Genomic DNA, 15,530 nt, shown 5'->3' with positions numbered 1-15,530 from the left:
CTGCCGGCTCCGGGCGGCGGGACTCCTCGATGAGCTGCAGGGCCTCGCGGGCCGGTGCCTGCACGACCTGTGTCTCGGTCCGCCCCTCCGGCTGCGGCGCCGACGGCCGGGCCGGTGCCGCCGAGGGCCCCGGTACGGGCGGATGCTGGACCGTCGTACAGCCGGAGAGGGCCGAGACAGCCACGGTCACCAGGAGCGTCGCTGTGGTCGTCGTTCGATGCACCCGCGCCACTCTGGTGCGTCCGGCCCGCGGCAGGGCAGCGGACAGGCGGAGGATGCCCCGCACGGGTGATCTCCCGCCCCGTACGGAGACAGTCGGCCCGTCCGGGGTGACGTCAGTCGCCGGTCGAGCCGTCGATGCGCTCGCGGATCAGGTCGGCGTGGCCGTTGTGCCGCGCGTACTCCTCGATCATGTGGGTGTAGATCCACCGCAGGTTGAACCGCTCGCCGCTGCGGCGGTGCTTGCCCTCGGAGATGTCGTCCAGGCCGAAACGGGCGGCGTTGCTCCGGGCGGTCCCGATCTCGGCCTGCCAGGCGGCGTATGCCTCCTCGTAGGTGTCCGCCTCGGTCAGATGGAACTCGCCGTCCACGTCCTCGTCGCTCCAGTAGAGCGGCGCGACGTCTTCGTTCGTCAGCACCCGGCGGAACCAGCTCCGCTCCACGTCCGCCATGTGCCGCACCAGCCCCAGCAGGGACAGGTCGGAGGGCTCCACGGCGGGGGACCTGAGCTGCTCGTCGCTCAGGCCCTCGCACTTCCACGCGAGGGTCTGCCGGTGGAATTCCAGCCAGCCCTCCAGCATGGTGCGTTCGTCGGCGGTCGTGGCAGGCATGCGGCGTTCGGTCGTCATGCCCGCATCCTTTCCCAACGCCCTCTGCCGCACCACGGCTTTTTCAGGCCCCGAGCATCCCGTCCAGCAGCTCCCGCAGCCCGGCCCGCACCTCTTCCAGGCCCGGCACCTGGGCGCCGAACGACCCCGCCACGCAGCTGAACATCAGCCCGTCCGCCCAGGCGACGAGCGACAGGGTGTGCCGGGCCGGATCCGTCGAGCCCATCCCGCTGACGAGGGCGGCCAGCTGCTCCCGGAAGCGCGCGCCCGTCGCGTCGAAGTAGGCCCGCAGCTCCGGGCGGCGCGTGGCCTCCAGGGCCAGTTCGTAGCGGGCGAGGGTGAGTTCGCGGTTGCGGGTCAGGGCGCGGTGCGTGGCCAGGGCCAGCGCGTCCGCCAGGGGGCCGGTCCCGGCCCGGGGATCCGGCATCTCGTGCAGCGCCAGCACCCGCGCCTCGCGGTCGGCCAGGCGCCGCACCGCCAGTTCCAGCAGGGCCTGCCGGGTTCGCGCGAGGTTCGACGTGGAGCCCTGGGGGAGTCCGGCCGCCTCGTCGACGGCCCGGTGTGTGAGGCCCCGCATTCCGCGCTCGGCGAGCAGGGCGAGGGCGGTGTCGGCGACGAGGTCGGACCGGGAGGGGCCGGCGGTGCGTACGGACATGGACCTCACGCTACCCGTTTCACTACAGCTGTAGTAACGTCGAAGGTGGACTACAGGTGTAGTTACCAGACCGGGCAGCAGGTCCGGTCGCCGGTTCGAGGAGGAGCCATGGCACAGTCGAGGCGAGCTGTCGTGATCGGCGGCGGAATCGGAGGCCTGACCGCGGCGGCCGCACTGCACCGGCGCGGCTGGCAGGTCACCGTGCTGGAGCGCGCCCGCTCACTGGAACCGGTCGGCGCCGCCATCTCCCTGGCTCCCAACTCCCTGCGCGCGCTGGACGTCATCGGCCTCGGCGACGAGATCCGGGACCTCGCGGCCTGGGCGGGGGACGGCGGGCTGCGCACGCCCACCGGGCGGTGGCTGGCACGCTCCTCCGCCGACGCCGCCACCGAGCGGTTCGGCGGCCCGCTCGTCCTGCTGCACCGCGCCACCCTCGTCGAGCACCTGACCGCACAGCTCCCACCGGACGCCGTCCGCACGGCCGCCGCCGCGACCCTCGCCGACAGCGGCGACACCGACCGGCCCGCCCGCGTCAGCACTTTGGACGGCGAGCTGGAGGCCGACCTGGTGGTGGGCGCCGACGGCGTCCGGTCCGCCGTACGCCGCGCGCTCTTCCCCGGTCACCCGGGGCCCGTCTACTCCGGATTCACCACCTGGCGCGTCGTCATCCCCGTCCCCGGTGTGGAGTTCGCCTCGCACGAGACCTGGGGCAGGGGCCGCATCTGGGGCACACACCCGCTCAAGGACGGCCGCGTCTACGCCTACGCCGCCGCCGTGACACCCGCCGGGGGACGCGCGCCCGACGACGAGAAGGCCGAGTTGCTGCGCCGCTTCGGCGACTGGCACCACCCGGTCCCCGCCGTACTCGCCGCCACCCGCCCCGAGGACGTACTGCGCCACGACGTCCACCACATCGCCGAACCCCTGCCCGCCTACCACCGCGGCCGGGTCGCCCTGGTCGGCGACGCCGCCCACGCCATGCCCCCGACCCTCGGCCAGGGCGGCAACCAGGCCATCGAGGACGCCATCGTCCTCGCCCACCACTGCGAGGAACTCCCCGCCTACACCGCCGCCCGGCTGCCCCGTACGACCGCCGTCGCACGCCAGGCCGTGCGGGTCGCCCGCCTCAACCTCATGACCAGCCGCGCCGGGACCGCCGTACGCGACACCGCCATGGCCGCGCTGTCGAAGGCCGGACCTGCCCTGTTCCTGCGGGGTTTCGACGGCATCGCCGACTGGCGGCCTCCTGGGGGCACCGCCCGCTCGAGCGAAACCGACAGTGGGGGAAGCCGTATGCTCCGGGCAGACCCCGGCAGGCAACCGCTAGAGGAGAACACCCCGTGAAGGTCGGCTGCATCGGACTCGGCGACATCGCGCAGAAGGCCTACCTTCCGGTCCTCGCCTTCCAGCCCGGGGTGGAGCTGCACCTCCAGACCCGCACGCCCGCCACGCTCGCCCGGGTCGCCGACGGCCTCCACGTCCCGCCGGAACGGCGGCACACCACCCTCGACTCGCTCCTCGCGCAAGGCCTCGACGCCGCCTTCGTACACGCGCCCACGATCGTGCACCCGGAGATCGTGATCCGGCTGCTGGAGGCGGGCGTACCGACGTACGTCGACAAGCCGCTCGCCTACGAACTCGAAAAATCCGCGCGGCTGGTGGCGGTCGCCGAGGAGCGGGACGTGAGCCTCGCCGTCGGCTTCAACCGGCGTCACGCCCCCGGCTACACGCAGTGCGCCGACCATCCGCGTGAGCTGATCCTGATGCAGAAGAACCGCATTGGGCTCCCGGAGGAGCCGCGCACGATGATCCTCGACGACTTCATCCACGTCGTCGACACCCTGCGGTTCCTGGTGCCCGGCGAGGTCGACGACGTCACCGTGCGCGCCCGCGTCCGGGACGGCCTGCTGCACCACGTCGTGCTCCAGCTCGCCGGGGATGGCTTCACCGCGCTCGGCGTGATGAACCGGCTGAGCGGTTCGGCCGAGGAGATCCTGGAGGTGTCCGGGCAGGACACCAAGCGGCAGGTGATCAACCTCGCCGAGGTCGTCGACCACAAGGGCCAGCCGACCGTGCGGCGGCGCGGCGACTGGGTGCCGGTGGCCCGGCAGCGCGGCATCGAGCAGGCGGTGCTGGTGTTCCTCGACGCGGTGCGGGCGGGCAAGGTGCTCAGCGCCCGGGACGCGCTGGAGACCCATGAACTGTGCGAACGGGTGGTACGCGCGGTTCAGGAGCAGAGCGCCTGAGCCGCAGCGTCCGTACGCCGTCGCCGGCGGCCCAGGCGGCGAGGATCAACATGGCCGCGTGCACGGTCCAGTCGCCCAGGCGCACGTACGGCGTGGTGCCGTGGGCGAGGGGGATCTCGTAGATCTGCGCGGCGGACGCGTCCGTGCCGAGCCACGAGCCGACGCGCTGCCCGCTCGGGCCGTACACGGCGGAGACACCGGTCAGCGTCGCGTGCACCATCGGGCGGCCGGTCTCGGCGGCGCGCAGCGCGGCGAGCGATGCGTGCTGCTCGGGAGCCCAGCTCTGCTGGAACGTGGACGTCGACGACTGGCCGATCAGCACGTCGACGCCCTCCCGGGTGAGGTGGCGGGTCATGTCGGGGAAGGCCGTCTCGAAGCACACCATCGGGCCGACGCGCAGGTCGTCCCCCACGTTCATCACGACCGGCTGGGAGCCGCGCCTGCGGTCCTCGCCCGCCGCCTTGCCGACGGAGGTGGCCCAGCCGAGCAGGGAGCGGGCCGGGACGTACTCGCCGAAGGGGACGAGCCGCATCTTGTCGTAGCGCTCGCCGGTGAGACCGTCGGGCCCGACCAGGACGGAGCTCTTGTAGATGCCGGGCTTGTCGGAGCGCCGGGCGTCCACGTTGACCAGGATGTCGGCGCCCGTCTCGCGGGACAGGCCGGCGAGCCGCCGGGCGAGGTCGGGCCGGTCCTCGAGGTCGAAACCGACGCTGCTCTCACCCCAGACGATCAGGTCGGTGTCCTGTCCGGCGAGCCGGCGGGTGAGCTGTTCCTCGCGGGCGAACCGGCGGTCCGCGCTGTCCGGGCCGCCGACGACGCCCGGCTGGACCACGGCGATCCTGACCTGGCCGTCGACGGCGGGGCGGGGCGAGAGGGTCCAGGCGGCGGAGGTGGCGGCGGCCGTGGCGACGAGACCGGCCACGGCGGGCACGCGGGCCTGACGGACCGCGACGAGGACGGCGACCGCGACGTTGACGGCCACGACCAGGAAGCTGAGCAGCCACACCCCGCCGACCGAGGCCAGCCGCAGCGCCGGCTCGACCTGCCACTGACTGGAGCCGAGCATGCCCCAGGGGCCGCCGAGGCCCTGCCAGGAGCGGACCAGCTCGATCGCCAGCCAGCCGGACGGCAGGACGACGAGAGCGGCCGCGATCCGCCGCCGCGCGGGCACGCCTGCCAGCAGCCGGTGTACCAGCCATCCCCACAGCGCCCACAGGGCGCCGAGCAGCGCGGCGAGGACGAACGTGAACACGTGCAGGAAGGGCAGCAGCCAGTGGTGCATGGCCAGCATGAAGCCGAAGCCGCCGCACCAGCCGTCGTACGCCGCCCGCTTCCCGGTCGGCGCGGTGCGCACCAGCAGGATCCAGGGGACCAGGGCGACGTAGGCGCACCACCACAGGGACGGGGCGGGGTAGGCGAGTACGGGAAGGGCGCCCGCGATCACGGCGGCGACCGAGCGCCGCCAGGGAGAGGCGAGCCAGTGGCCGAGCGTCTTCATAGGCGCCTCCTACCCCGTGGTGCCTCCAGTGTGCGCCCTGCGGACGATCTAGCACAGAGGACGCCGGGTCAGTTGACCACAGGTGCCGCCTGCCGCTCGGGAAGGCGCCGCCACTTCTCCCGTACCACCACCTCGCTCAGCCGCCAGCCGTCGATCGTGCGCCGCAGCGCGAAGGCGTACCGGCCGCCGCACACGAAGTCGGGCGCGGGCCCTTCGGCGGCCATGGGGTTGACGTAGTCGGCCTGGACCCGGGCCGTGTCGCCGGTGTCCTGTTCCCAGACACCGAAGCGCACCCGCCGGTTGACGATCAGGTGCTGTCGCATCGGGAACAGCCGCAGGCTCTCGGCGAGCCACGCGGCGACCGCCGCGGCCTCCCCCTCGATGCCGCCGGCCGAGCGGTAGTCCGCCCGCCCCTGAGGGACGAACAGTCCCCGGTACGCCTCCCAGTCACCGTCGTCGACCGCCACCGCGTAGTCGGTGATCACTTCGTCGACGGCCAGCCGGTCCCTCACAGTGGCGAGCTCCACACGCTGTGTCATCGGCTCAGTGTTGGGCATGGGAGGGGCGGAGCCAAGGGATGTGCGGGATATTCGGTGGCCGGGGAGGGCCGCCGGGGCCCAGCCTGTCCTTCGTGAACGATCAGAAAGAACCGAACGAACCGAACGATCAGAACGAACCCAGATTCCGGATACGCGCCCGCCACACCGAGTCCACGATCACCGTCTACCAGGCCTACCGCCCGGAGATCGGCGGCCCCGCCGCCCGCCACGGACGCTTCCCGTCCTCCTGGAAGCGCGACCGCATGACATGGATCAAGCCGTCGTTCCTGTGGATGATGTACCGCTGCGGCTGGGGCACCAAGGAGGGCCAGGAGACGGTCCTGGCGATCGAGATCAGCCGTGAGGGCTTCCACTGGGCGCTGCGCCACGCCTGCCTGTCCCATCACGTCCCCGCCCTGCACGGCGACCGGGCCGACTGGAAGCGGCAGTTGGGGCAGTCTCCGACGCGGGTGCAATGGGATCCGGAGCGGGATCTGTATCTCAATCCGCTGCCGCACCGGTCACTCCAGCTGGGGCTCGCGGGGGAGGCGGCGGCGCGGTACGCCGACGAGTGGATCGTGGGCATCGAGGACGTCACGCCGCTCGCCACGGAGGTGCACGCGCTGGTGCGGGCGGGTGAACTCGATTCGGCCGCCGGGCTGTTGCCCGAGGAGCGGCCGTACCCCGTCGAGGACGAGGTGCTCGCGCGTCTGCGCGGCTAGAGAGGGTGGGGCGGGGACGGGTCAGGCCGCCTTGACGACGGCGCCGCGGATGGCGGCCGCCCACTCGACGACCAGCAGCTCGTACTCCGCGCGCTCCTCGGCCGACAGGGTGCCGCCCGTGCGCCGCCAGAGCGCACGGATCTCCTCGTTGACCTCGGCGGCGGACCGCACGGAACCAGGGGTCGGGAAATCGGGGGACATGCGGACAAGCCTAGGGGCAGCCACTGACAGCCCGCTACCGGACGGCTACCCCAGCCCTATGCGGTTGGTCACGAGACGCGGATCACAGGCGGCCGGGTCAGCCCGCCGACTCGGCCGCGTGCGGGCTCAGGGCACCCATGCTGACCAGGACGATGATGACGATGCCGAGCACGATGCGGTAGTAGACGAACGGCATGAAGCTCTTGGTCGAGATGAACTTCATGAACCACGCGATCACCGCGTAGCCGACCGCGAAGGCGATGACCGTCGCGAAGACCGTCGGCCCCCACGAGACATGCCCGCCCTCCGTAGCGTCCTTGAGCTCGAACAGGCCGGAGGCAAGGACCGCGGGGATGGCGAGCAGGAAGGAGTAGCGGGCCGCGGCCTCGCGCTTGTAGCCCATGAACAGGCCGCCGCTGATGGTGGCGCCGGAGCGGGAGACGCCCGGGATGAGCGCCATGGCCTGGCAGACGCCGTAGATCAGGCCGTCCCGGACGCCCAGGTCCTCCAGGGCCTTGCGCTGCTTGGGCGCGCGGTGCCGGCCGCCGTTCTCGTCCCGTGCCGCGAGGCGGTCGGCGACGCCCAGGACGATGCCCATGCCGATCAGCATGGTCGCCGTGAGCCGCAGGTCGCGGAACGGCCCCTCGATCTGGTCCTTCAGCGTCACGCCGAGCACACCGATCGGGATCGAGCCGACGATGACCAGCCAGCCCATCCGCGCATCGGGGTCGCTGCGCAGCTCCTTGTTCGTGAGCGAGCGCGTCCACGCCGAGATGATCCGCCCGATGTCCTTGCGGAAGTAGATCAGCACGGCGGCCTCGGTGCCGATCTGGGTGATCGCCGTGAAGGCCGCGCCCGGGTCCTTCCAGTCCAGGAAGGCCGCCGTCAGCCGCAGGTGCGCGCTGGAGGAGACGGGGAGGAACTCGGTCAGCCCCTGGACGAGTCCGAGGATGAGTGATTCGAACCAAGACATGAGGTAGCGGAGTCCAAGTGCCGATCGTGGAACGGACGACGGGCACACCGGGCCGCCGTGGTGCGATGACCGGGGGATCAGGTGCGCCGAGGGGGAAGCGTAGCGTCCCCGGATGACCGCTCCGACACAGGGGTTTGACAGGTGCGCCGAGAGAGGGTGGGATCAGGCCGCCGTCGGGCCGGTCACCGTCCAGCCGGGCGCCTGGGGGTGGGCCCTGAGGTCCTCGTGGCGCACCTCGTCGCCGCAGGCCCGGCAGGTGACGACCGGGGTGAGCGCCCGGCCGCAGGAGTGCTCCACGACCATCGGACGGTCGCCGTCCGTCCGCAGATGGCGGTCGCCCCAGGCCATGAGGGTCATCAGCACCGGCTCCAGTTCCAGCCCGGCCCGGGTCGGCCGGTACTCGAAGCGCTGCGGACGCTCGCTGTAGAGCTGCTTGACCAGGATCCCGGCGTCGACGAGCCGGCGCAGCCGCGCGGCGAGGATGTCGCGCGGAGCGCCGATGTTGCGCACCAGCTGGTCGAACCGGCCGTTGCCGAGGCACACCTCCCGCAGCACGAGCAGGGAGTACTTCTCGCCCACGAGGGCCAGGGTGTCGGCGATGGAGCAGGGGCGCGGGTCTTTGCTGGCGGCCATGCAGCTCAGTCTAGGAGAGGGTTGGAATTTCCAACCCGGCGGGCTACGGTGAGTTTGGATTTCCTACTCGCCGGTAGTCGTGGAGGCCCGCACCATGCGTGACGCAGTCATCGTCGAAGCCGTACGCACCCCGATCGGCAAGGGCAAGCCGAACGGCGCCCTCGCGCACGTCCACCCCGTGGAGCTCCTCGCCCACACCCTGCGCACCCTCGTCGAACGCTCCGGTGTCGACCCGGCGCTGATCGACGACGTCATCGGCGGCACCGTCGACCAGGTCGGCGAGCAGGCCATGAACACCACCCGCTACGCCGCCCTGTCCGCCGGCTTCCCGGAGTCGGTACCCGCGACCACCGTGGACCGCCAGTGCGGCTCCTCCCAGCAGGCCGTGCACTTCGCGGCGCAGGGCGTCCTCTCGGGCGCGTACGACCTCGTCGTGGCCTGCGGGGTCGAGTCGATGAGCCGGGTGCCGATGTGGTCGAACGTGCCCCCGGGCAAGGACCCCTTCGGACCTGGAATCGCCGAGCGCTACCCCGAGGGGCTCGTCCCGCAGGGCATCAGCGCCGAGCTCATCGCCGCCAAGTGGTCGATCGGCCGCGAGCAGATGGACGAATTCGCCGTCTCCTCGCACCGGAAGGCCGCGGCGGCCTGGGACGGCGGGCTCTTCGACGCCGAGGTCGCGCCCCTGGAGGGCGTCGCGCGCGACGAGTGCGTACGGCCCGGCAGCACCACCGAGACCCTCGCCGGCCTCAAGCCCGCCTACCACGACCCCGGCTTCGCCGAGCGCTTCCCGCAGATCGAGTGGAACGTCACGGCGGGCAACGCGAGCCCCATCAACGACGGCGCCTCGGCGGTGCTCGTCACGTCGAGCGAGACGGCGGCCCGTCTGGGCCTGCGCCCGCTCGCCCGGCTGCACAGCTTCGCCGTCACCGGCTCCGACCCGCTGCTGATGCTCACCGGTGTCGTCCCGGCGACCGAGAAGGTGCTGCGCAGGGCGTCGCTGACCCTGGACGACATCGACCTGTTCGAGGTCAACGAGGCGTTCGCGGCCGTCGTACTGGCCTGGCAGCAGGAGACCGGCGCCGACCTCGCCCGGGTCAACGTGCGCGGCGGCGCCATCGCGCTCGGCCACCCCCTCGGCGCGAGCGGCACCCGCCTGACGACGACGCTGGTGCACGCGATGCGGGAACGGGGCGCCCGGTACGCGCTCCAGACGATGTGCGAGGCGGGCGGGCTCGCCAACGCCATGGTGCTGGAACGGGTGTGAGCCGGACCGGTGTAACGGTTCGTCAGAGCCGGCGCAGGCTGTGCCGCTTGCGCCAGGCCACCACCACGCCCGCCAGCGCGGGCAGGGCGATGCAGGCCAGGGCGATCAGGAAGGCGGGGGACGTCGGGGTGGAGGCGCGGGCGCCGGCGACGACGTAGGCGGCGGTGTTCGGGATCGAGCCGAGGCCCGTCGCCAGCAGGAACGGCAGCAGGCCCATGCGGGAGACCGAGGCGCAGTAGTTCGAGGCCCAGAACGGCACACCGGGGAACAGCCGCACCACCAGCATCGAGCGGAAGCCGTGCCGGCTGAGCTGGCCGTCCGCGGCCTTCAGCCAGCGCCCGCGCAGCAGCGGACGCAGGGCGTCCTGGCCCAGCGCCCGTCCCAGGCAGAAGGCGATCCCGGCGCCGAGCACCGTACCCGCCAGCGCCACGCCGGTGCCCACCTGCGAACCGAACAGCGCCCCGGCCGCGAGGTTCAGCAGCGGCCTCGGCACGAACGCCACGGTGCACACGCCGTACGCCACCGCGAACACCACCGCCGCCATGGCTCCGCCGAGCTGTGGCGGCCAGCCCTGCGTCAGCAGCCGCTGCGGCTCGAACAGCAGGACCCCGCAGGCACCGGCGGCGAGCAGTGCGACGAGCAGGGACAGCCGCGACCACGGAGAGAGCAGAACTCTGGTGCAGCGAGCGGCGAAACCGGTGGGCGGGACGGGCGAGGCGGTCGTTGCCGGGGAAACGGCGACGGCGAGCTCCGCGGTGGTGGCCCGGGGAGAGGCCGTGGCGGTGCCCCCAGAGCGGGTGGTGGCATCGAGCATCCGGTGACACTAACCGACAAATGTGTGTGATCGCCGTATGGTTCGTCTCACGAGCGTCACAGGTGCCCGGGCGCAACCCCCGGGCGCGGACCCACGGGGCGGGCCCACCGGACGGGCCCGAAAACCATTCGACGTGCGGTAAAGCGTCGGCAATGATCTGTCCCATGTTCCGGCACGCCTTCACCCTCGCAGCATCCGTGGTCACGGATGCCCCGAAGGCTGCCGTCGCCGTTCTCACGGCCGTTGCCGACGGCGCCCGAAGCTGACCCTCTCCGGTTCGTCCGGCGGCCCCGCAAGGGGAGGGTCGGGCAGGTCCTCGGGGTCCCACTTCCTGACTAGACGCTTCGAGGTACAGCCATGTCCAAGACGGCCTACGTCCGCACGAAACCGCATCTCAACATCGGCACGATGGGTCATGTCGACCACGGCAAGACCACCCTGACGGCCGCCATCACCAAGGTCCTCGCCGAGCGCGGCACCGGCACGTTCGTGCCGTTCGACCGGATCGACCGGGCGCCCGAGGAGGCGGCGCGCGGCATCACCATCAACATCGCGCACGTCGAGTACGAGACCGACACACGGCACTACGCGCACGTCGACATGCCGGGCCATGCCGACTACGTCAAGAACATGGTCACCGGCGCCGCGCAGCTCGACGGGGCGATCCTCGTCGTCTCCGCGCTCGACGGGATCATGCCGCAGACCGCCGAACACGTGCTGCTCGCCCGGCAGGTGGGTGTCGACCACATCGTGGTCGCCCTCAACAAGGCCGACGCGGGCGACGAGGAGCTGACCGGCCTGGTCGAGCTGGAGGTGCGCGACCTGCTCACCGCGCACGGCTACGGCGGTGACTCCGTACCCGTGGTGCGCGTCTCGGGACTGAAGGCGCTGGAGGGGGACCCGCGCTGGACGACCTCGATCGAGGCGCTGCTCGACGCGGTGGACACGTACGTGCCGATGCCGGAGCGGTATCTGGACGCGCCGTTCCTGCTGTCCGTGGAGAACGTGCTGACCATCACCGGCCGGGGGACCGTGGTGACCGGTGCGGTGGAGCGGGGCACGGTGCGGGTCGGGGACAAGGTCGAGGTGCTCGGGGCTTCGGTCGAGACCGTGGTCACGGGGCTGGAAACCTTCGGCAAGCCGATGGAGGAGGCGCAGGCCGGGGACAACGTGGCGCTGCTGCTGCGGGGAGTTCCCCGGGACGCTGTCCGGCGGGGGCACGTGGTGGCCGCGCCGGGGAGTGTGGTGCCCAGTCGTCGCTTCACGGCGCGGGTGTATGTGCTGTCCGCGCGTGAGGGTGGGCGTACGACGGCGGTCGCCAGCGGGTACCGGCCGCAGTTCTACATCCGCACGGCGGATGTGGTGGGGGACGTCGACCTCGGCGAGGTGGCCGTGGCACGGCCCGGGGACACGGTGGTCATGACCGTGGAACTGGGGCGGGAGATGCCGTTGGAGCCGGGGCTCGGGTTCGCCATTCGTGAGGGTGGGCGGACCGTGGGGGCGGGGACCGTGACAGCGGTTGGCTGAGGTTGTGTGTGGGGGGACTGCGGGCCGTCCTGGACTGGTCGCAGTCCCCGCGCGCCCCTGAAAGGCGCCACACCACAGGCACAATGAGGTGGTGAGCGAGCCCATCCCCGTGACCCGCGACGTCGATCACGGCACCGCCAAGCTGATGCCCGATGTCGACCGGGAACGGGCCTGGCTGCTGACCGTCGACGGGGCGCCGCAGTCGTATGTCGATCTGGACGAGCCGATGCATCTGGAGTTCGAGTACGCGCGGCGGCTCGGGTATGTGCTGGACGTGGTCGCGGAGCCGGGGCGTGCGCTGGACGTGCTGCATCTCGGTGGGGGCGCGCTCACGCTGCCGCGGTACGTGGCCGCGACCCGGCCGGGGTCCCGGCAGGACGTCGTCGAGGCCGATCGGGGGCTGCTGGAGCTGGTGGCCGAGCACCTGCCGTTGCCGGAGGGAGCCAGGGTCGCGCCGCACGCGGCGGACGCCCGGGAGTGGCTGGAGAACGCCGCCGGGGACTCGGCCGACGTGATCGTCGCCGATGTGTTCGGCGGCTCGCGGGTTCCGGCGCATCTCACGTCCGTCGCCTATGTGCGGCAGGCCGCGCGGGTCCTGCGGGGGCGTGGGGTCTACCTCGCCAATCTCCCCGATGCGGCGCCGTTCGACTTCCTGCGGTCGCAACTCGCCACCCTGGCCACCGCCTTCGAGGAACTCGTGCTGATCGCCGAGCCGGGCGTGCTGCGCGGGCGGCGGTTCGGGAACGCGGTGCTCGTGGCCGGGCACGAGCCTGTCGACGTCGCCGCCCTGGCCCGGCTCACGGCCGCCGACGCCTTCCCGGCCCGGGTCGAACACGGCGCCGCTCTGCGGGAGTTCATCGGGGACGCGCGGGCGGTGCGGGACGAGGACGCCGTGCCGTCACCCGAGCCCCCCGACGGGGCGTTCGGTATCGGCTGACGCGTGTTCCGTGCCGCCCTGGGCCACCGGTGTGGCCGGTGATGTCACCGGTCGGCCGGTCGCCGCCGGGAGCCCGTCCCGCCGAACCGTTAGCGCGGCGTCCCGGGACTCCGGTGAGCCGGGCCCGTCTCCTGCCGGGGCGGGCCCGTTCGGCTTCCGGGTCAGCCTCCGGTCGGCTCCCCGTGCAGCCGGACCGTGCTGAGGATCTTCATGATGGTCTCCTTGGGCACCTCGCCCTTGACGCCCTTGGCCCCGAAGAAACTCCACGCGACGAAGTCGCCCGCCGAGTTCTTGAAGCCGAACGTGACCGCCTTGCCGTCGCTCGCGCACTTGCCCTTGTCGGGCGTGTTCTCCGACCACGCCCAGGCGACGCTGCCCTTCACGCCCGCGGCGGTGGTGTAGGGCTTGGCCTTCTCCTCGGTCTTGACGCTCTTCTTGTCCGGCTGCGTGTAACCGCCGTACACCCACCAGGCCACCTGGTTGACCGCGACCTCGTCGGTGTTCTTGGCGCCGTCCGCACCCTTGGTGCCCGCTCCGGCCAGGGACTCGCTCTCGGTCCTGCCGTCCTTGTCGTCGTCGCTCGTGCACCACTCGGACTTGTAGAACGCCGGCGCCGACATGGTGATGAGCGGCTTGCCGTCGTCGGACTTCTCGTCCTCGAAGAAGACGGACGACGTCGGGGACGCCACCTCCCAGTCCGCGGGGACGTCGAAGGCCGTGCCCCACTTGGGGTTGATGACGACCTTCCAGCCCTTGACCGTGGGCTGTTCCTCCTCGCCGCCGCGGGGGTTGTCGCCCGTGGCGGGTGTGCTCGGCTCCGCGGACGGGCTCGGCGGAGCCGTGTTCTTCTTGCTTCCGCCCTTGCCGCCGTCCGCCGTGTCGTCCTTGTCGCCGCCCAGCACCAGGAAGCCGGTGACACCGGCCGCCACGACGACCGCCGTGGCGGCGATGATCGCGACCAGCTTCGTCCGGTTGCCGCCGCCACCGCCCTGCGGGGGCTGCGGCGCGTCGGCCGGCCCGGGAGCACCCCACTGCGGCTGCTGTCCATAGGGGTTGGGCTGCTGCTGATAGCCCGGCTGCTGATACGGATTCGGCTGCTGGTACCCCGGCTGCTGATACGGGTTGTTCGCCTGCGGGTTCTGCTCGCCCCCGGGCGGCTGCTGTCCTGGCCACATGGGCAGCCACCCTAGCCGCGCTCCGGACACGATTCGGTCACCGGCCGTGGACGGGGACGTAGCAACCCGGGAACGGGCCGGCGCGGACGGTTGGGGCGGGAACCGGTGCGGCGGTCGTCACACGGGCCTGGTCAGCCGTCTCTACTCGTGAGTAACATGCGGCCATGAGCGCAGACCAGATGTCCATCGGCGAGATGCTCGCCGCCACGGTGCCCATGGCCCGGACCCTGAACCTCGAGTTCCTCGAGACGACGCCGGAGCGGGCGGTGGTGTCCCTGCCGGACCAGGGGGAGTTCCACAACCACGTGGGCGGGCCGCACGCCGGGGCGATGTTCACGCTCGGCGAGTCCGCGAGCGGGGCGATCGTGCTGGCCGCGTTCGGGGACCAACTCTCGCGCGCCGTGCCGCTGGCCGTCAGCGCCGAGATCTCCTACAAGAAGCTGGCGATGGGCGCGGTCACCGCGACCGCGACCCTCGGACGTCCGGCCGCCGAAGTCGTCGCGGAGCTGGACGCCGGTGAGCGCCCCGAGTTCCCGGTCGCCATCGCCATCCAGCGGGCCGACGGCGCCGTGACCGGCGCGATGACCGTTGTGTGGACGCTGCGTCCCAACGGCTGATCCGGCTGTCGTGAGTGCGTGGCCCCGGACGAGTGCCGGGGCTCTCGCATGTCAGGCCGCGATGTCCCGCCGCGCGGGGCGTGCGCCGTCGAGGTCCGCGATGAACTCCTTGAGCCAGGCCACGAACTCCGGCCCCAGGTCGGGCCGGTCGCAGGCCGGTCGGACCACCGTGCGCAGGTAGTCGGCCCTGTCGCCGGTGTCGTAGCGCGGGCCCTTGAAGACGACTCCGTGCACGGTGCCGCTCGTGGCCAGTTCCTGGAGGGCGTCCGTCAGCTGGATCTCGCCGCCCCGGCCCGGCGGGGTGCGCTCGAGGACACCGAACACGGCCGGGTCGAGGACGTAACGCCCGATGACGGCGTAGCGGCTCGGCGCGTTGTGCCGGGCCGGCTTCTCGACCAGGCCGGTGACGCGGAGACGTCCTCCTCGCCGGCCGGCTCCACGGCGGCGCAGCCGGAGAGGTGGATCTGCTCCGGCGGGACCTCCATCAGCGCGACCCCGCTGCCGAGCCGGCGGTCGCGGACGTCGAGCATCCGGCTGAGCAGTGTCTCGCGCGGGTCGATCAGGTCGTCGCCGAGGAGGACCGCGAAGGGCTGGTCGCCGACGTGCCGGCGGGCGCACAGTACGGCGTGGCCGAGGCCGAGCGGCTCGCCCTGCCGGATGTGGTGGATGCTCGCCAGCCGCGCCGGGGCGCGCACCGCGTCCAGCCGCAGGGTGTCGCCCTAGGCGGCGAGGGTCTCTGTTCCAGTTCGATGGAGTGGTCGGAGTGGTCCTCCATGGCGCGCTTGTGCCGGCCGCTGACCCTCAGGACGTCGTCCAGTCCCGCCGCTGCCGCCTCCTCGACGACGTACTGGATGGCCGGCTTGTCGACGACCGGCAGCATCTCCTCGGGCGTCGCCTTCGCC

The 15,530-nt window shown here is 72.2% G+C and carries 16 protein-coding genes and 2 pseudogenes; 7 read left to right on the top strand and 11 right to left on the bottom strand.

Annotated features, from left to right (window positions below; all coding sequences use genetic code 11):
• The 3 genes and pseudogenes from CA983_RS27575 to CA983_RS27565 form a co-directional block, all read right to left on the bottom strand.
• Nucleotides 1-232, bottom strand: a pseudogene (locus tag CA983_RS27575) (hypothetical protein); the annotation flags it as partial.
• Nucleotides 233-335: 103 nt separating this feature from the next.
• Nucleotides 336-848, bottom strand: a complete 513-nt coding sequence (locus CA983_RS27570; RefSeq protein ID WP_086603540.1) for a DinB family protein — start codon at nucleotides 846-848, stop codon at nucleotides 336-338.
• A gap of 43 nt (nucleotides 849-891) precedes the next feature.
• On the bottom strand, nucleotides 892-1,482 hold the full coding sequence (locus CA983_RS27565) for a TetR/AcrR family transcriptional regulator (RefSeq protein ID WP_086603539.1): 591 nt from the start codon (nucleotides 1,480-1,482) through the stop codon (nucleotides 892-894).
• A gap of 108 nt (nucleotides 1,483-1,590) precedes the next feature.
• Here CA983_RS27565 and CA983_RS27560 point away from each other — a divergent pair, with 108 nt between their 5' ends.
• On the top strand, nucleotides 1,591-2,826 hold the full coding sequence (locus tag CA983_RS27560) for an FAD-dependent oxidoreductase (RefSeq protein WP_086603538.1): 1,236 nt from the start codon (nucleotides 1,591-1,593) through the stop codon (nucleotides 2,824-2,826).
• Nucleotides 2,823-3,728 carry a Gfo/Idh/MocA family protein gene (locus tag CA983_RS27555; RefSeq protein WP_086603537.1) on the top strand — a complete coding sequence of 302 codons (906 nt, stop codon included), beginning with the start codon at nucleotides 2,823-2,825 and terminating at the stop codon, nucleotides 3,726-3,728. The genes CA983_RS27560 and CA983_RS27555 overlap by 4 nt, the downstream gene beginning before the upstream one ends.
• On the opposite strand, the gene lnt is transcribed toward CA983_RS27555, so the two are convergent.
• Nucleotides 3,652-5,226, bottom strand: coding sequence for an apolipoprotein N-acyltransferase (gene lnt, locus CA983_RS27550; protein WP_086603536.1), 1,575 nt, complete (start codon nucleotides 5,224-5,226; stop codon nucleotides 3,652-3,654). The genes CA983_RS27555 and lnt overlap by 77 nt on opposite strands.
• 68 nt (nucleotides 5,227-5,294) lie before the next feature.
• Nucleotides 5,295-5,765 carry a nuclear transport factor 2 family protein gene (locus CA983_RS27545; RefSeq protein WP_086603535.1) on the bottom strand — a complete coding sequence of 157 codons (471 nt, stop codon included), beginning with the start codon at nucleotides 5,763-5,765 and terminating at the stop codon, nucleotides 5,295-5,297.
• Nucleotides 5,766-5,803: 38 nt separating this feature from the next.
• Here CA983_RS27545 and CA983_RS27540 point away from each other — a divergent pair, with 38 nt between their 5' ends.
• Nucleotides 5,804-6,487, top strand: a complete 684-nt coding sequence (locus tag CA983_RS27540) for a DUF4291 domain-containing protein (RefSeq protein ID WP_086603534.1) — start codon at nucleotides 5,804-5,806, stop codon at nucleotides 6,485-6,487.
• A gap of 21 nt (nucleotides 6,488-6,508) precedes the next feature.
• On the opposite strand, the gene CA983_RS27535 is transcribed toward CA983_RS27540, so the two are convergent.
• From CA983_RS27535 to CA983_RS27525, 3 genes are all read right to left on the bottom strand, one after another.
• Nucleotides 6,509-6,688, bottom strand: a complete 180-nt coding sequence (locus tag CA983_RS27535; RefSeq protein ID WP_086603533.1) for a hypothetical protein — start codon at nucleotides 6,686-6,688, stop codon at nucleotides 6,509-6,511.
• A 97-nt stretch (nucleotides 6,689-6,785) separates the two neighbouring features.
• A complete protein-coding gene (locus tag CA983_RS27530; RefSeq protein ID WP_086603532.1) occupies nucleotides 6,786-7,661 on the bottom strand; it encodes an undecaprenyl-diphosphate phosphatase in 876 nt (291 codons plus the stop codon).
• A 162-nt stretch (nucleotides 7,662-7,823) separates the two neighbouring features.
• On the bottom strand, nucleotides 7,824-8,294 hold the full coding sequence (locus CA983_RS27525) for a winged helix-turn-helix transcriptional regulator (protein ID WP_086603531.1): 471 nt from the start codon (nucleotides 8,292-8,294) through the stop codon (nucleotides 7,824-7,826).
• 94 nt (nucleotides 8,295-8,388) lie between these two features.
• Here CA983_RS27525 and CA983_RS27520 point away from each other — a divergent pair, with 94 nt between their 5' ends.
• Nucleotides 8,389-9,558, top strand: coding sequence for a thiolase family protein (locus tag CA983_RS27520; RefSeq protein WP_086603541.1), 1,170 nt, complete (start codon nucleotides 8,389-8,391; stop codon nucleotides 9,556-9,558).
• 22 nt (nucleotides 9,559-9,580) lie between these two features.
• Here the strand turns inward: CA983_RS27520 and CA983_RS27515 are convergent, their stop codons facing one another.
• Nucleotides 9,581-10,372, bottom strand: coding sequence for a TVP38/TMEM64 family protein (locus CA983_RS27515; RefSeq protein WP_086603530.1), 792 nt, complete (start codon nucleotides 10,370-10,372; stop codon nucleotides 9,581-9,583).
• 357 nt (nucleotides 10,373-10,729) lie between these two features.
• Here CA983_RS27515 and tuf point away from each other — a divergent pair, with 357 nt between their 5' ends.
• Together tuf and CA983_RS27505 are read left to right on the top strand one after the other, a co-directional pair.
• Nucleotides 10,730-11,899 (top strand): elongation factor Tu, encoded by a 1,170-nt coding sequence (tuf, locus tag CA983_RS27510; RefSeq protein WP_086603529.1) that lies wholly within the window; start codon nucleotides 10,730-10,732, stop codon nucleotides 11,897-11,899.
• Nucleotides 11,900-11,990: 91 nt separating this feature from the next.
• Nucleotides 11,991-12,836 carry a spermidine synthase gene (locus tag CA983_RS27505; protein WP_086603528.1) on the top strand — a complete coding sequence of 282 codons (846 nt, stop codon included), beginning with the start codon at nucleotides 11,991-11,993 and terminating at the stop codon, nucleotides 12,834-12,836.
• Between the two features lie 161 nt (nucleotides 12,837-12,997).
• Here the strand turns inward: CA983_RS27505 and CA983_RS27500 are convergent, their stop codons facing one another.
• A complete protein-coding gene (locus tag CA983_RS27500) occupies nucleotides 12,998-14,011 on the bottom strand; it encodes a DUF8017 domain-containing protein (RefSeq protein WP_086603527.1) in 1,014 nt (337 codons plus the stop codon).
• 164 nt (nucleotides 14,012-14,175) lie between these two features.
• On the opposite strand from CA983_RS27500, the gene CA983_RS27495 reads away from it, so the two are divergent.
• A complete protein-coding gene (locus CA983_RS27495) occupies nucleotides 14,176-14,628 on the top strand; it encodes a DUF4442 domain-containing protein (protein ID WP_244207134.1) in 453 nt (150 codons plus the stop codon).
• A gap of 51 nt (nucleotides 14,629-14,679) precedes the next feature.
• Here CA983_RS27495 and CA983_RS27490 read toward each other — a convergent pair.
• Nucleotides 14,680-15,530 (bottom strand): annotated as a pseudogene (locus CA983_RS27490) (UTP--glucose-1-phosphate uridylyltransferase); the annotation flags it as partial.

It is taken from the genome of Streptomyces swartbergensis (assembly GCF_002148965.1).
Classification (GTDB): Bacteria; Actinomycetota; Actinomycetes; order Streptomycetales; family Streptomycetaceae; genus Streptomyces; species Streptomyces swartbergensis.
This window is presented reverse-complemented; position numbering and strand designations above follow the sequence as displayed.

Excerpts from the sequence above, each read along its gene's own strand:
- CA983_RS27570 (WP_086603540.1), bottom strand. The coding sequence starts at position 848 with ATGACGACCGAACGCCGCATGCCTGCCACGACCGCCGACGAACGCACC.
- CA983_RS27530 (WP_086603532.1), bottom strand. The coding sequence starts at position 7,661 with ATGTCTTGGTTCGAATCACTCATCCTCGGACTCGTCCAGGGGCTGACC.
- CA983_RS27520 (WP_086603541.1), top strand. The coding sequence starts at position 8,389 with ATGCGTGACGCAGTCATCGTCGAAGCCGTACGCACCCCGATCGGCAAG.
- CA983_RS27500 (WP_086603527.1), bottom strand. The coding sequence starts at position 14,011 with ATGTGGCCAGGACAGCAGCCGCCCGGGGGCGAGCAGAACCCGCAGGCG.
- CA983_RS27495 (WP_244207134.1), top strand. The coding sequence starts at position 14,176 with ATGAGCGCAGACCAGATGTCCATCGGCGAGATGCTCGCCGCCACGGTG.
- CA983_RS27535 (WP_086603533.1), bottom strand. The coding sequence starts at position 6,688 with ATGTCCCCCGATTTCCCGACCCCTGGTTCCGTGCGGTCCGCCGCCGAG.
- CA983_RS27525 (WP_086603531.1), bottom strand. The coding sequence starts at position 8,294 with ATGGCCGCCAGCAAAGACCCGCGCCCCTGCTCCATCGCCGACACCCTG.
- tuf (WP_086603529.1), top strand. The coding sequence starts at position 10,730 with ATGTCCAAGACGGCCTACGTCCGCACGAAACCGCATCTCAACATCGGC.
- lnt (WP_086603536.1), bottom strand. The coding sequence starts at position 5,226 with ATGAAGACGCTCGGCCACTGGCTCGCCTCTCCCTGGCGGCGCTCGGTC.
- CA983_RS27565 (WP_086603539.1), bottom strand. The coding sequence starts at position 1,482 with ATGTCCGTACGCACCGCCGGCCCCTCCCGGTCCGACCTCGTCGCCGAC.
- CA983_RS27540 (WP_086603534.1), top strand. The coding sequence starts at position 5,804 with ATGTGCGGGATATTCGGTGGCCGGGGAGGGCCGCCGGGGCCCAGCCTG.
- CA983_RS27515 (WP_086603530.1), bottom strand. The coding sequence starts at position 10,372 with ATGCTCGATGCCACCACCCGCTCTGGGGGCACCGCCACGGCCTCTCCC.
- CA983_RS27545 (WP_086603535.1), bottom strand. The coding sequence starts at position 5,765 with ATGACACAGCGTGTGGAGCTCGCCACTGTGAGGGACCGGCTGGCCGTC.
- CA983_RS27560 (WP_086603538.1), top strand. The coding sequence starts at position 1,591 with ATGGCACAGTCGAGGCGAGCTGTCGTGATCGGCGGCGGAATCGGAGGC.